Genomic DNA, 13527 nt, shown 5'->3' with positions numbered 1-13527 from the left:
TATTCTGTATAACCATTATATATGCCACCCTCTAACAACTTCATGACCGGACGTTCAGATTCCCCTTGTAAAGATATTTAGTGGTGGGATCGTAGCGTTCTTGTTCGCTAAACACACATCCGCAATAAGACTGCAGGTAAAGACACCTCTTTTTTGCCATCTCGTGGCTTTCAGCGTAGAGGTGGCGATAGTCCATATAATAAAATGGTAATCCCTCCCTGTGTGAGACTTCTTCTCCGACCTTTTTCAGGAGTTCGTGCTTCTGCCTGTCACTGAAGAGCAGCGCGGTGCTGAAGGCGTCGAAGCCGTTGGCGCGCGCATGCCTGGCCGTGGCAGTAAGCCTCATGTGGTAACAATCATTGCACCTCTGTGGCGCATCATAACGCTCAACCGTTTCGAGGAACTCATTCAGCCCGTAATCTTCACAGTAATGAATACGCACGGGCGATGATTCCTGGTATACCTTAACCGACTTCAATCTCCGGCGAAACTCCAGCAGTGGGTGTATGTTCGGGTTATAAAAGAAACCCTCTATCTCCAGGCTGTCTTTCTTAAGCTCTTCCAGCGGGGCGCAGAGACAGGGCGAACAGCAGACGTGAAGCAGGAGTCTCATGTATTACTTCCTTTATGTCCGGGTAGTAGAGGAAGCTGTCCGCCGGTCCCGTCAGGCACGGGGTGCCCCAGACGGGAATAGGCGCGTTCGGTGGCCTTTCTGCCCTTTGGTGTCCTGAGCACGAAACCGGCCTTCAGCAGATAGGGTTCCACCATGTCCGCGAGGGTGTCCGGCTCCTCGTGAAGGACGGCCGCTATCGCCTCCAGCCCGACCGGGCCGCCTTTATAATTACAGATTATAGTCTCCAGGAATTTCCGGTCCAATATTGAAAGCCCTTCCTCGTCGATACCTTCCAGGCGAAGGGCGTCGCATGCGACAGAACTTGTTATCACGCCATTTGACCGTACTTCGGCATAGTCCCTGACCCGCCTGAGAACCCTGTTGGCTATCCTCGGAGTTCCCCGGGAACGTTTTGCTATCTCCCCGATGCCGTCATTTTCAATGGTCACGCCGAGAAGTGACGCGGAACGCGCGATGACCCTGGAGAGTTCCTCTATGCTGTAAAAATCCAGGCCCCTCTGTATGCCGAACCTCTCTCTGAGCGGGGAGGACAGAAGCCCTGCCCTGGTGGTCGCGCCCACCATGGTAAACTCCTCCAGCCTCGAACGATAACTGCGCGCGTTCATCCCTTTGTCAAAAATGACGTTTATAAAATAATCTTCCATAGCGGAGTACAGGTATTCTTCTACTGTCTTGGGCACGCGATGGATCTCATCTATAAAAAGGACGTCTCCTTTTTTTAGATTCGTCAGTATACCTATCAAATCTCCGCTCTTTTCAAGGGCGGGGCCGGACGTGGTAACTATATCCACCTCCATCTCTACGGCAATTATGTTGGCGAGGGTTGTCTTGCCCAGTCCGGGGGGGCCGAACAGAAGGACGTGGTCCACGGCGTCGGCCCTTTTCTTCGCGGCCTCTACGGCGATACCGAGAGATTCGACCACCTGTGACTGGCCGATATATTCGGATAAATTTTTGGGCCTCAGGTTGTACACGTCATTCCCGCCGGAGGTAGAGGCCGGGTGTAAGGCTTCACAAGTTTCCGGTGGCACCATTATGGGCCTCCTATGTTAAAAAGGTGCGAACTTCCCCCTCACCCGTATCAGGTTTTCTCAAGTTTTCTGGTACTTGTAGACCTCTTCAAACAGCTTCTCAGGAGAACTGATTTCCGGAGACCTCTCCATGGCCGTTTCGACCATTCTGGACGCCTCGCTGGACCTGTACCCCAGCTGCCTGACCAGCACGTCTACCACCTGCTTTTTAAGGTCTTCCGGTTCACCTGGCTCAAGTGGAGCGCCTTCACTCATCAGGGCGTATTTTGCCATCTTACCGTTTAGCTCGGCAACAATCTTTTCCGCGGCGCGCGCCCCAATGCCATTCAGCTTTTTCAACGTGGAGACGTCTTTATCCTCAATGGCCTTTGCTATCCTGCTTATGGGTATTGTGAGGGCGTCTACCGCCGTTGAGGTCCCTATACGGTGCACGGTAAGGAGTTTCTCAAAAAACTCCCGCTCAGGTTCACTATTGAAACCGACAAGGACAGGTTTCGGCTGCTTTTCGGCCTGCTGGTAGGAGATGTAAAGCTCTACCTCCTCGCCAATCTCCTTTTCATTGTACGTTGACCTTACCACTACGGGCAACCGGACTTCATATCCAACGCCGTTTGTAAATAGAACGATTCTGTCGTCTTCCTTTTTTAATAGTGTTCCTTTAAGGTACCGGATCACGTGACGTAAAAGACGGCTCTTTCGCCGGAAAAAGATGTTCGGTTATTGGCCATCGGTTGAGTGTGGTGTTGCTTATCAGCCAAATCGGCTCCCCGTCGCCTCTCAGGGCCAATTGAACCGGCCACTCCGGGACAGACCCGTCAGGGCCAGTGCAAGCGCGTCTGAGACGTGACTTGACCCGAAAGGGGCGTCTGTAACCAGTATCCTCCTCACCGCGTTCGCCACCTGTGCCTTACCGGCGCCACCATTACCGGTCAATGCCAGTTTCGCCTCGGAAGGCATTATTTCACAAACGTCTACGTTCAAGTTCCGGGCCGCCACGCTTATTGCGCCTCTTACCTCTCCCAGTTGAAGCGCGGCCTTAGGATATTTCATATTGACAAAGGCGTCTTCTATAACAAGTAAATTCGGCGACCACTTAGAGATTATGTCGTGTATACCGTTGTATATGGCACCTAGCCGCTCAGGCTTGGCAAGCTTGGAACTGGTTCTTATGCAACCGTAATCTTTTACCTGGCCGCCCCGTTCAAGAACCTCCACCACGGCGAAACCAGTTACCGCGAGGCCGGGATCAACCCCTAACACTCGCCCTGAGACCCACCCTGACACTTGCAATGTTACAACACCCTCTTCCAAAAAGACCTGAGCGCCACCCCCCTTGAATTGCAGACCGAAGACCTGGATTCAAAACATACTAGTCTTCTGAACTCTCCTCCTTCTCCTCCTCCCCCTCTTTTTTCAGACTCAGTTCATACGCCAGCAATTTCTCTTTTATCTCCGCCAGATAATCACTCTTGAACGTCTTGTGAGAACTGAGTTCCTCTTCAGACATGGACACCAGTTCAGCAACGGTTTTTACCTCCAGTTTCTCAAGGGCCTTTGTGGTGCGGGCCGACAACTCCAACATAGCTAAAGGACTCTCAAGCACCGCGGCCTGCTCCTCAGACCTCCTGGACGCCTCCAGGAAACTCCTGGGTGCCTCCAGGGCCTGCCCCAGGGACAACCCCTTTTGTACCAACACGTCTTTTATCTCGTTCAAAGAGGTCTCTCCAAAATTCTTGTAAGAAAGCAGGTCTGTCTCAGTTACCAGGGTAAGGTCCCTTAAGGTGCGGATATTCATCCGCTCCAGACAATTTTTGCTTCTTACCGAGAGCTCAAAATCTGATATGGGTATGTTGAGTACCTCACACGCTCTATCCCTGGCCTTTATCCTCTCCTCGTCGTAGTACATGTTAAGGGAGGCCTTCGCGTCCTTGAGATAAAGATATGCCTTTTCGTTGTCTGGGTCGGCCCTGAGCACGGTTTCAAAACATGTTATCGCCTTCTCGTATTCTCCACGGTCTTCATACAGCGTGCCGAGGTTGATAAACACGCTGGTAAAGGTGGGCGTGAGGCCCTCGCATTTTTCATAATATTCGATGGCTTTATCGTCTTCCCCCTCAAGGTCGTAATTATAGGCTATGCGGAAGTGCGCCCCGGCATGCTCGGGGTCAAGCTCCAACGCCTTTTGATAATGAGACATGGCGTCAACATACTCCCCCTCGTCCTCAAGACAACAGCCCCACTGGTAATGTAATTCGGCTTCATCACCATGGGCCTTCGACAGTTGCGTCACCCTCTTCAAGGCCTCTTTTAGCATCCCGGCCTTTCTCTTCACGCCTATCAAGTCCATCTCCAGGTCAAACTCCCTTGCGCCGTCTTTTCGGGACATCTCAAGGCTGTCCAAGGCCTTTTCATATTCGCCCAATTCCTCGTAACATTTCCCCAGATAATAGGCGGGGACCCTTCGTGACTTTACCTCCCCCAATACCTCCACAGCCTCCTTTGCACGTCCTAACAGCCAGAGACCGATGCCCAAGCCCTGGCAAAGCATTTTCGTCTTAGCAGGGTCCTGGTCGCTCTTTACAGTCTGTGAGAGTTTTTCTACCTCTTCCTCAAGGTTTTTCTTTTCGTCTGCCGAGGCATAAACCTTGTTTCTTAATAGTCTTACGTCATCCCTCGAGATGTCCTCGGATTCCAATATACTTGTATCAGCCGCTATATCCATATTCTCTCCTTAACACAACAACTACGTACAGGGTGTGATTCCGCAACTCTTTCTCAGCAGACAAGTTGCTCGCAAATGGCAGAAATTTACAGGGAGGTCGTAACATGTATACCTCATCCATTTTATACATGGCAAATATATGCAATACAGGCTAGGATTGCAACTAAAATTTATCTGATTTACGGATTTGACTGTGCAGTAAGTCTATGGTATAGTATCGTTTTCAGAGAAATACCCCTTTGTAAGAGGTAGCATTTAACATCTACTTAGGGGGGTAAAGCCCACGAAATCCGTCCGTATAAAAAACCTCTCTATTGGACCTGATATGCCTCTGGCCGTTGTGGCTGGCCCCTGTGTAATTGAGACCAGAGAGGCGTGTCTTAGAATAGCAAAGAGGCTGAAGGAACTCCTTCAAGGTCTCGACTTACCTTTTGTGTTTAAGGCCTCTTATGACAAGGCAAACAGGAGTTCCATGCACTCGTTCCGCGGCCCGGGACTTGTTGAGGGCCTGGAAATACTCCACGAGGTGAAGTCTTCGCTGGAGATACCAGTCCTCTCGGACGTTCACTACCCCGAAGAGGTGGAGGCGGCCGCCAAGGTCCTGGACGTTATACAGATACCGGCCTTTCTCTGTCGTCAAACAGACCTCATCCTCAGTGCGGCGAAGACCGGCATACCCGTAAACGTCAAGAAAGGTCAATTCATGGCGCCATGGGATATGAAGCTGGTGGCCGAAAAAATCCTCAGCACCGGTAACGACAATATAATCTTTACCGAGAGGGGGACCACCTTCGGATACAACAATCTGGTCAGCGACATGAGGTCAATAGTCATACTAAAAGAGATTGGTTATCCCGTATTATTTGACGCGACGCACAGTGTACAACTGCCGGGCGAACAGGGTAACACTTCAGGCGGAGACAGACGTATGGCGGAACCTGTTGCAAGGGCTGCCGTGGCTGCAGGTGCCGATGGGATATTCATTGAGGTTCATGAAGAACCTGAGAAGGCGTTGTGCGACCCGGCAACCATGCTGCCTATCGACAAGCTGTCTTCCATGCTGGAAAGACTGAAGAAGATTCGAGAGATAGCCCGGGAAGACATCGAGCACACCTCTTCTTAAGAGGAGGCCCTGCATACGCCTCAGAGACATTGCGCGAACGCCCAGGCAGACTCTAAATTGACTGTAACTGGCGGGGATTTTCTATAAAATAGGGGGCAGATATACATGGGAGGAAATTCTCCTTAAAAATCTTAAGACCCAAGGGGAGGGGAGAGGGTTATGGAAGTTCGCGACCACAACCTGCTCGAAACACTGCTTAAATCCGAATTCGAGCGCGCCAAGAGATACGACCTGCAACTATCTTGTATTGTGGTGTGCGTGTCTGGCCTTACTGAGAACATAGAGAAGAGAGGCGCCGCTTTCCTGGATAAAATGCTGGACGAGTCGATAGCGCTCCTCTCAAGCATGGTAAGGACATCAGACATCATTGCGCCTTACACCAAAGAAAAGTTACTTGTAGTGCTGCCCATGGTAAACACCGATGGAACCTCTTTTGTGGCACAGAGGATTCACAGGGTGTTCTCACAATACAAATTACCAGGCCAACCCGAAAATAAACTAGCCGTGAGCATGGGTATATCCAATGTCTCCGATAAGGGTGTAAATACTCCGGGAGACCTCATACGTTGTGCGGAAACCGCCCTCGCCCAGGCCCTCTCGCAGGGCGGAGACGCCCCGTGCCTGTGGAGAGATTTGGCATAACGTTTTCTTGTCCTCCCACACACGGCGATGACCCCTATCCACACACGGCATAAGTAAGACCTGCCTAACCCACAGGAGGTGGTTTCAATGGACTTTGAACTGACTCCGGAGCAGAAGGCCGTAAAGGAAATGGCCTGGAGGTTTGCCGAGGGGGAAATCATCCCGGTCGCGAGAGAGAACGACAGGAAGTGCCGCTTCCCGCATGAGATAATAAAAAAGATGGCCCCTCTGGGTCTGGTGGGCGGCCCCGTCCCGGAGAAATACGGCGGTGCCGGGCTGGATTTCACAAGTCATGCCATAATCACCGAAGAGATTGGAAGGGCATGCTCGTCGGTAAGGACAACCCTCTCCGTGCAGGTATCACTCGTTGAGCTGTGCATCCTCAACTGGGGCACGGAGGAGCAAAAACAGAAATACCTGCCCCTGCTATGCAGGGGCGAGATGATCGGGTGCTTCGCCCTGACAGAACCCGGCGCAGGCTCGGACGCCGCCAACCAGAGCACCAGGGCTGTCCCGGCCGGAGACGATTGGGTTCTGAACGGGGCAAAGACCTGGATATCAAATGCCGGAGTCGCAGACCTTGCCATCGTTATCGCGCGAACCGGAACCGATGACAGGGAGAAACACGAGGGCCTGACGGCCTTCCTTGTCGAGTGCAAGAAGACGAAGGGATTTACCACAAGAGATATAGAGAACAAGCTCGGCCTGAGGTCTTCAAACACGGCAGAAATTTTCCTGGAAGACTGTGAAGTTCCCGGTCCCGCCGTGCTGGGAGCGGTCGGGCAGGGGTTTAAAGTGGTCCTGTCGGGACTTGATAACGGGCGCTTCAGTGTTGCGGCAGGGTGCGTGGGCATATCCCAGGCATGCATAGACGCGGGCGTCAAATACGCAAAGGAACGCGTCCAGTTCGACAGGCTCATAGGTTCTTTTCAACTGATTCAGGACATGGTCGCCCGCATGGTTACGGATACCGAGGCCGCGAGGCTCCTGGTCTATAAGGCCGCGGACGTGAAGAACAAAGGCAAGAGGGGCACCCTGGAGACGTCTATTGCAAAATACTTTGCCTCAGAGGCCGCCCTGAGGGCGGCCAATATGGCCGTGCAGATACACGGCGGCTACGGCTATTCGGACGAGTTTCCCGTGGAAAGATACCTGCGCGACGCGCGTGTGGCCACTATATACGAGGGCACCTCAGAGATACAGAAGCTAATAATAGGCAGGGACGTGCTGGGACTGAGGGCCTTTGCGTAGAATGTTTAGTAGAGACAGAAAGGGTTTTGCAGTGGTTGGGCTCGCTCGACATGACAGTCAGTGTCTGGCAGAGCAAGCTCTGCCGCTACAATTGATGTTTGCAGGGTGCGTCCAGGCTGAGGGCGGGTTTTCAACCCGACGCACTGTAATCTATTGATTCATGGTCAAGGCGTGGCCTTGACCTGCCCCTGCGGTGCTTTAGAATAACAATCGTGCGGCGTTTTCTGTGGTCCCTAGTAGTTCTCCGGCCGGTTACTCTCCAGATGTTTCAGCACGTTTGGTTCGAGCTGTATCTTTACGTATTCCCGAAGGTCGATGCCGTGCGTCCAGACCCTGCCCAGACGGCTCATTATGGCCAGGTAGAACAGTTGTAAGGCGTCTTCTGAATCGGTATAGGCGCGGTAGGTGTCCTCCAGTACCATGAACTGCGTCTTGCCCCCAAGTTCCACCTCTCTGTAATTAAAGATTACCCCCTTATTGAGTATGAAGATGCTGTCAATCTGGTGTTGTGGCAGTACGTTCCGGTTGTGGTTGAGTTCCATTAATTTCCCGGTGAGTTCTTTCATGGTATACGGCGAGTCATAAACGAGGATGTGAGAGACGATGTTGAAATAATCCTTCAACACCCCGAACTCACGTATTCTATATACTGGCGTCGGGGGTTTCAGATACGCGGATTTTTTCAGTTTTTTTATCCTTTCGGTGTCTCCGATGCTCCTCTCCAGGTCCTCGAACGTCAGTGAAGAGTGTACCTCGGCGGTAATGTATACCCCTTCAACCGGCAGTACGTGAGAGTTTCCCTGCCGGCACAACAGGGGGGTCTTTGTTTTGTCGTAGATGATGATGTCGAGTTCATAACTCGAATGTCCCCCGGAGGTTATTATGTAACCCCTTTCCGTGCCATACGCGTCCGGCACGTATTTTCTGAGAAATTCTTTTGTTATATAGTCCCGAAGTTCTCTCCTGGCTGCCCTGTGATCGGTGCTTGAGTGTATCTGTCTGCAACCTTCTAAGACCTGTTTCGACGCGTTGCGCAGGCTCTGACCCAGATCGAAGTCCATCCTGATAACCTCCTTTTGCTTGATACGGCAATTACCTTACGCCGTATTTAACAGGGCTTACTTACCTATGCAAGGTATTTCTTCAGGACGCGGCCGGTGTGCGACCTCCTGTTTTCTGCCACCTGCTCGGGCGTGCCCGCGGCCACCAGCTCCCCTCCGGCGTCTCCACCCTCCGGCCCCAGGTCCACAACGTGGTCGGCCTGCTTTATTACGTCCATGTGGTGTTCTATAACTATCACGGTGTTGCCCATGTCGACCAGCCGGTTGAGTATCTTAAGCAGGTTTTCTATGTCGGCGAAGTGGAGGCCCACGGTGGGCTCGTCAAGTATGTAGAGGGTCTTTCCTGTGGGATATTTGGCAAGTTCGGTGGCCAGCTTCACCCTCTGTGCCTCACCGCCGGAGAGTGTGTTAGACGGCTGGCCCAGCGTCATGTAACTCAGGCCGACGCCTCTTAGTGTCCTGAGGGTGCGCTCTATCTTCGGGATGTTCCTGTAGAAATCATAGGCCTCGTCCACCGTCATGGCCAGTACGTCGGCAATGGTCTTGTCCTTATAAACGATTTCCAGCGTCTCCCTGTTGTACCTTTTCCCCCGGCACTGGTCACAGGTAACGTAGGTATCCGGCAGGAAGTGCATCTCCAGCTTATTCGTGCCCTGTCCCCCGCAGCCCTGGCACCTGCCCACCCTGACGTTGAAACTAAAACGGCCGGGACCGTACCCCCTTAATCTTGCCTCCTTGGTCTGCGAGAAGACCTGCCTGATATGAGTGAAGGCCTTGGTGTATGTGGCCGGGTTTGAGCGCGGCGTGCGGCCGATGGGCGACTGGTCTATTTCGATTACCTTATCTATCCTCTCGATGTTGACGATGCGGTCATGCTCGCCGGGCTTAAGGTTGCTCCTGTAGATTGCCCGGCTCAGTGCCCGGTGCAGTATCTGGTCAACAAGGGTGCTCTTGCCCGACCCCGACACTCCGGTGACGCAGCAGAAAACACCCAGGGGAAACGCAACGTCTATCGACTTCAGATTGTTTTCCCTGGCGCCCTTTATGATTATGGCGTTTTCGGGTTTTATCTTCCTCCGTCTTGAGGGGAGGCTTATGTTCAGTTCATTTCTTAAATAGCTTGCCGTAATAGAGGCGTTCCGTTCCATTATGTTCGACAGTGTTCCATGAGTTACTATGTTCCCACCCATGTCTCCCGCGCCCGGCCCCAGGTCGATTATCTCATCGGCGTTTCTGATTGTCTCTTCATCATGCTCCACCACGATTACCGTGTTTCCCTGGTCCCGCAGCGATTTAAGCGTCTTGATAAGCTTCCCGCAATCTCTTGCGTGAAGACCTATGGTGGGTTCATCCAGCACGTAGCACACCCCCATCAGTCCCGAACCAACCTGGGAGGAAAGCCTCAGCCGCTGGGCCTCTCCGCCTGAGAGGGTGGTACTGGTGCGGTCTAAGGTCAGGTAGCCCAGTCCCAGTTCCGCCATGAACTTTAGCCGCCCGGCGACCTCTTTCAGTATCTCTCTGGCTATCAGCTCCCTTTCTCCGGAAAAAGACAGGTCCCGGAAGAATTGCAGGGCCTTTTCAACGTGCATGGACGTAAGCTCACTGATTGTTTTCTTGTCTATTTTGACGGCCAGCGCCTCAGGCCTTAGCCTTGCGCCGTTGCAGGCCTCACACGGGCGTTCCGACATGTAAGACTCGAGCCGCCTCTTCACAGCCTTGCGTCCCGTTTTATCGTACAGCTTCCTGAGGGTGGGTATCACGCCGTCGAAGTCTTTTCCTGTTGTGCCGTTTGTGCCGTAGAGAAAGGTCTGTCTTATGCCCCTGGGGAGCTTCTTGAAAGGGGTGTCAAGAGGTGCGGGGAATTTCTTGGAGAAATCTTTCAAAAGCCTCGCGTATTGACGGTCCATTCTTGTACCTGGGTCTTCGCAGGCCTGTACGGCCCCCTGTCTCAGACTGAGACCGTCATCCGGCACGACAAGCTCAGGGTCGAACTCCATCTTCGAGCCGAGGCCCTCACAGGCGGGGCAGGCACCGCACGGACTATTGAAAGAAAATAGCCTTGGTGCCAGCTCTTCAAGACCCACACCGCATCGCTTGCAGGCGTAGCGCTGGCTGTAGAGTGTGTCGTGCCACTCGCGCCTCTTCTCCTGCGAAAGAACCATCATCCCCTCTCCCACCCCGAGGCAGGTCTGGATAGAATTGTAGAGCCTGTCACCAATCTCCTCTTTTACCACCAGGCGGTCTACCAGCACTTCTATGTTGTGGATCTTGTAGCGGCTCAATCTTGTGAGCCCTGTTATGTCTACCAGCACGCCGTCTACCCTCGCCCTTACAAAGCCCTCCTTCCTTATGGCCTCCAGGACCTCCCGGTGTTCACCTTTCCTGCCCTTTATAACCGGGGCCAGCAGCATTATCCTGGTACCCGGCGGTACCTGCATCACCTTCTCGGCAATCTCCTCAACGCTTTGACGGCTGACCTCTTGCCCGCACTGGTGACAGTGTGGAGTGCCCGTGCGCGCGTATAGAAGGCGAAGATAATCGTATATCTCACTCGTTGTGGCTACCGTTGAACGGGGGTTGGTGGCTATCGTTCGCTGCTCTATAGCCACTGTGGGAGGCAGCCCTTCAATATGGTCTACGTCAGGCTTCTCGAGTTGTTCCAGGAACTGGCGGGCATAGGTGGAGAGCGACTCTATGTAGCGCCTCTGGCCTTCGGCGAATATGGTGTCAAAGGCGAGGGACGACTTGCCGGAACCACTGATACCAGTGATTACGACGAGCCTGTCCCTGGGTATGTCTAAATCGACATCTTTAAGATTATGTACCCTTGCGCCCCGGATGGATATATAGTTGTTTTCTGTCTCCATAGGTAAACATTCAATCTTAACCTTTTTTATAATCTCTTTCAAGCCCTGCCAAATTGACAGGTAAGGCGTGTAGAATGGAGGTAATATGCCGGAAGAATGGCATGTCGTAAGTACAAATGGTATATTACGTTATGTATTACCTTTCCATGGGTGGGTATTGGCACAAGGTTTGCGAAAGTTAGAAGCATGCTGGCATTTATGATACATACGTTTAATATTGGGAGGGACCGTAATGGCGGCTAAACAGCTTGCCTTTAGAGAAAACGCAAGGGAAGCACTTTTAAGGGGTGTTGTAAAGCTTTCGCGCGCGGTGAAGTCCACCCTGGGACCCAGGGGTAGGAATGCCATATTGGATAAGGGATACGGCAGCCCGACGGTTACAAAAGACGGTGTCTCTGTGGCTGAAGAGATAGAGCTAAGTGACCCGTACGAAAACATGGGGGCCAGGCTTGTCAGAGAGGTCGCGTCAAAGACCAGTGACGTGGCCGGGGACGGGACAACGACTGCAACCGTGCTGGCGGAGGCCATTTTCAGGGAGGGGTTGAAGAACGTGGCCGCCGGTGCAGCACCATTACTGTTAAACCGCGGTATGAAGAAGGCCGTGGACAAGGTGGTTGAACACCTGAGAGATACGAGCAAGCAGATAAAAGAGCAGGCCGAGATAGCCAACATAGGCGCTATTGCGGCTAACAATGACCCCGAGATAGGCAAGATGATAGCCAGTGCCATGGATAAGGTGGGCAAGGACGGTGTCATTACTGTCGAAGAGGGAAAGCGCCCGGTAACAGAGGTGGAGGTCGTTGAGGGCATGCAGTTTGACCGCGGGTACCTCTCTCCCCACTTTGTAACCGACCCGGACAACATGCGCGTAGAGCTTGAAGACCCTTACATACTTGTATACGAAGACAAGATTTCCGGGATAAAGGGGTTGGTGCCGATCCTGGAAAAGATAGCCCGGAGCGGGAAACCTATCTTGATAATAGCGGAAGATGTGGAAGGTGAGGCGTTGGCCACCATGGTAGTTAACAAGGTCCGTGGGACGCTTTCCTGCTGCGCGGTCAAGGCCCCCGGATATGGAGACCGCAGAAAGGCGATGCTTGAAGACGTTGCGATTCTGACGGACGGAAAACCCATTTTTAAAGACCTGGGAATACAGCTGGAGTCCGTGGAGTTGAAGCAGATGGGCCATGCCAAGAAAGTTACCATCGATTCAGAGCATACCACGATTGTCAGGGGTGCCGGTCCTCACAAGGCCATTGTCGGGCGGATAAACCAGATACGCTCGGAGATAGAAGCCACCACCAGCGATTATGATAAAGAAAAGCTTCAGGAACGGCTGGCAAAGCTGGCCGGCGGGGTTGCGCAGATAAACGTCGGCGCCGCCACCGAGACAGAGATTAAACAGAAGAAGGCGATGATAGAGGACGCACTCCATGCCACCAGGGCGGCCATAGAAGAGGGCGTGGTGCCCGGCGGCGGCGTAGCGCTTTTAAGGGCCGCACAGATCCTGGAAGACGGGCTCGGTCTCAAGGGAGACGAGGCCGTCGGGTGTGACATCATAAGACGCGCGCTTTCGGTGCCCGCCGCACAGATATCCGAGAATGCCGGACGGGAAGGTGCTGTTGTGGTCAAAAAGATACTGGAATCCAGGGACCGCGCGTATGGTTTTGATGCCACAGGTCAAGAATTCTCTAATTTGATAGAGGCCGGTATTATAGATCCTACCAAGGTGACACGCTGCGCGCTTCAGAACGCTTCCAGCATCGCGGGGACCCTTCTGATGGTAGACTGCGTGGTCAGTGATATCCCCAAGAAAGAGAAAGAGGGAAGGCCGGCGGCCCATGCCCATGGTATGTAAGCCGTCTGTAAGCGATAAGGAGGAGGATGTAGTATGTCCATTAAGCCCTTAGATGATCGTGTTGTTATAGAGAGGTTAGAGGCGAAGGAAAAAACCACCGGTGGTATAGTCCTGCCTGAGAGCGCAAAGGAGAGGCCGTCCAGGGGGAAGGTTATTGCGGCAGGTAAAGGCAGGCTTGGAGATGACGGCAAGAGGGTTCCCCTTAGCATAAAGAAGGGTGACAACGTGTTCTTCAGCAACTATGCGGGCACAGAGGTAACAGTTGACGGAAAAGAATATCTCATAATGAAAGAGTCAGACATCCTGGCCAGGATAGGATAACGACGCCGGGGACAGTC

General features: G+C 52.9%; 12 protein-coding genes. 5 read left to right on the top strand and 7 right to left on the bottom strand.

Annotated features, from left to right (window positions below; translation table 11 throughout):
• Positions 1–40 precede the first annotated feature (40 nt).
• The 5 genes from NOU37_08620 to NOU37_08600 form a co-directional block, all read right to left on the bottom strand.
• Positions 41–613, bottom strand: a complete 573-nt coding sequence (locus NOU37_08620; GenBank protein ID MCQ4575294.1) for an epoxyqueuosine reductase QueH — start codon at positions 611–613, stop codon at positions 41–43.
• Positions 610–1668, bottom strand: a complete 1059-nt coding sequence (gene ruvB, locus NOU37_08615) for a Holliday junction branch migration DNA helicase RuvB (protein MCQ4575293.1) — start codon at positions 1666–1668, stop codon at positions 610–612. Before ruvB ends, NOU37_08620 begins: the two co-directional genes overlap by 4 nt.
• 57 nt (positions 1669–1725) lie before the next feature.
• Positions 1726–2340: a Holliday junction branch migration protein RuvA gene (locus NOU37_08610; GenBank protein MCQ4575292.1), complete on the bottom strand. Its 615-nt coding sequence runs from the start codon at positions 2338–2340 to the stop codon at positions 1726–1728.
• 102 nt (positions 2341–2442) lie between these two features.
• The gene (locus tag NOU37_08605; protein ID MCQ4575291.1) at positions 2443–2925 is read right to left on the bottom strand and encodes a crossover junction endodeoxyribonuclease RuvC; all 483 of its coding nucleotides are present in this window, start codon (positions 2923–2925) and stop codon (positions 2443–2445) included.
• 109 nt (positions 2926–3034) lie between these two features.
• Positions 3035–4387, bottom strand: coding sequence for a tetratricopeptide repeat protein (locus tag NOU37_08600; protein ID MCQ4575290.1), 1353 nt, complete (start codon positions 4385–4387; stop codon positions 3035–3037).
• Between the two features lie 298 nt (positions 4388–4685).
• Here NOU37_08600 and kdsA point away from each other — a divergent pair, with 298 nt between their 5' ends.
• The 3 genes from kdsA (at position 4686) to NOU37_08585 (ending at position 7403) form a co-directional block, all read left to right on the top strand.
• Positions 4686–5510, top strand: coding sequence for a 3-deoxy-8-phosphooctulonate synthase (kdsA, locus tag NOU37_08595; protein ID MCQ4575289.1), 825 nt, complete (start codon positions 4686–4688; stop codon positions 5508–5510).
• Positions 5511–5669: 159 nt separating this feature from the next.
• The gene (locus tag NOU37_08590) at positions 5670–6152 is read left to right on the top strand and encodes a diguanylate cyclase (GenBank protein ID MCQ4575288.1); all 483 of its coding nucleotides are present in this window, start codon (positions 5670–5672) and stop codon (positions 6150–6152) included.
• 87 nt (positions 6153–6239) lie between these two features.
• The gene (locus tag NOU37_08585; protein MCQ4575287.1) at positions 6240–7403 is read left to right on the top strand and encodes an acyl-CoA dehydrogenase family protein; all 1164 of its coding nucleotides are present in this window, start codon (positions 6240–6242) and stop codon (positions 7401–7403) included.
• Between the two features lie 233 nt (positions 7404–7636).
• Here the strand turns inward: NOU37_08585 and NOU37_08580 are convergent, their stop codons facing one another.
• Positions 7637–8464 (bottom strand): hypothetical protein, encoded by an 828-nt coding sequence (locus NOU37_08580; GenBank protein MCQ4575286.1) that lies wholly within the window; start codon positions 8462–8464, stop codon positions 7637–7639.
• A gap of 65 nt (positions 8465–8529) precedes the next feature.
• Positions 8530–11331, bottom strand: a complete 2802-nt coding sequence (gene uvrA, locus NOU37_08575; GenBank protein ID MCQ4575285.1) for an excinuclease ABC subunit UvrA — start codon at positions 11329–11331, stop codon at positions 8530–8532.
• A 232-nt stretch (positions 11332–11563) separates the two neighbouring features.
• On the opposite strand from uvrA, the gene groL reads away from it, so the two are divergent.
• Together groL and groES are read left to right on the top strand one after the other, a co-directional pair.
• Positions 11564–13189 (top strand): chaperonin GroEL, encoded by a 1626-nt coding sequence (gene groL, locus NOU37_08570; GenBank protein ID MCQ4575284.1) that lies wholly within the window; start codon positions 11564–11566, stop codon positions 13187–13189.
• Between the two features lie 33 nt (positions 13190–13222).
• On the top strand, positions 13223–13510 hold the full coding sequence (gene groES / locus NOU37_08565; protein MCQ4575283.1) for a co-chaperone GroES: 288 nt from the start codon (positions 13223–13225) through the stop codon (positions 13508–13510).
• Positions 13511–13527 lie beyond the last annotated feature (17 nt).

It is taken from the genome of Candidatus Bathyanammoxibius amoris, from assembly GCA_024451685.1.
Taxonomy (GTDB): Bacteria; Planctomycetota; Brocadiia; order Brocadiales; family Bathyanammoxibiaceae; genus Bathyanammoxibius; species Bathyanammoxibius amoris.
Note: the sequence above shows the minus strand (reverse complement) of the source record. Positions and strands in the feature narration are given on the sequence as shown.

Coding starts and splice junctions, on each gene's coding strand:
- NOU37_08620 (MCQ4575294.1), bottom strand. CDS start 613: ATGAGACTCCTGCTTCACGTCTGCTGTTCGCCCTGTCTCTGCGCCCCG.
- ruvB (MCQ4575293.1), bottom strand. CDS start 1,668: ATGGTGCCACCGGAAACTTGTGAAGCCTTACACCCGGCCTCTACCTCC.
- NOU37_08600 (MCQ4575290.1), bottom strand. CDS start 4,387: ATGGATATAGCGGCTGATACAAGTATATTGGAATCCGAGGACATCTCG.
- NOU37_08590 (MCQ4575288.1), top strand. CDS start 5,670: ATGGAAGTTCGCGACCACAACCTGCTCGAAACACTGCTTAAATCCGAA.
- NOU37_08585 (MCQ4575287.1), top strand. CDS start 6,240: ATGGACTTTGAACTGACTCCGGAGCAGAAGGCCGTAAAGGAAATGGCC.
- NOU37_08580 (MCQ4575286.1), bottom strand. CDS start 8,464: ATGGACTTCGATCTGGGTCAGAGCCTGCGCAACGCGTCGAAACAGGTC.
- uvrA (MCQ4575285.1), bottom strand. CDS start 11,331: ATGGAGACAGAAAACAACTATATATCCATCCGGGGCGCAAGGGTACAT.
- groL (MCQ4575284.1), top strand. CDS start 11,564: ATGGCGGCTAAACAGCTTGCCTTTAGAGAAAACGCAAGGGAAGCACTT.
- groES (MCQ4575283.1), top strand. CDS start 13,223: ATGTCCATTAAGCCCTTAGATGATCGTGTTGTTATAGAGAGGTTAGAG.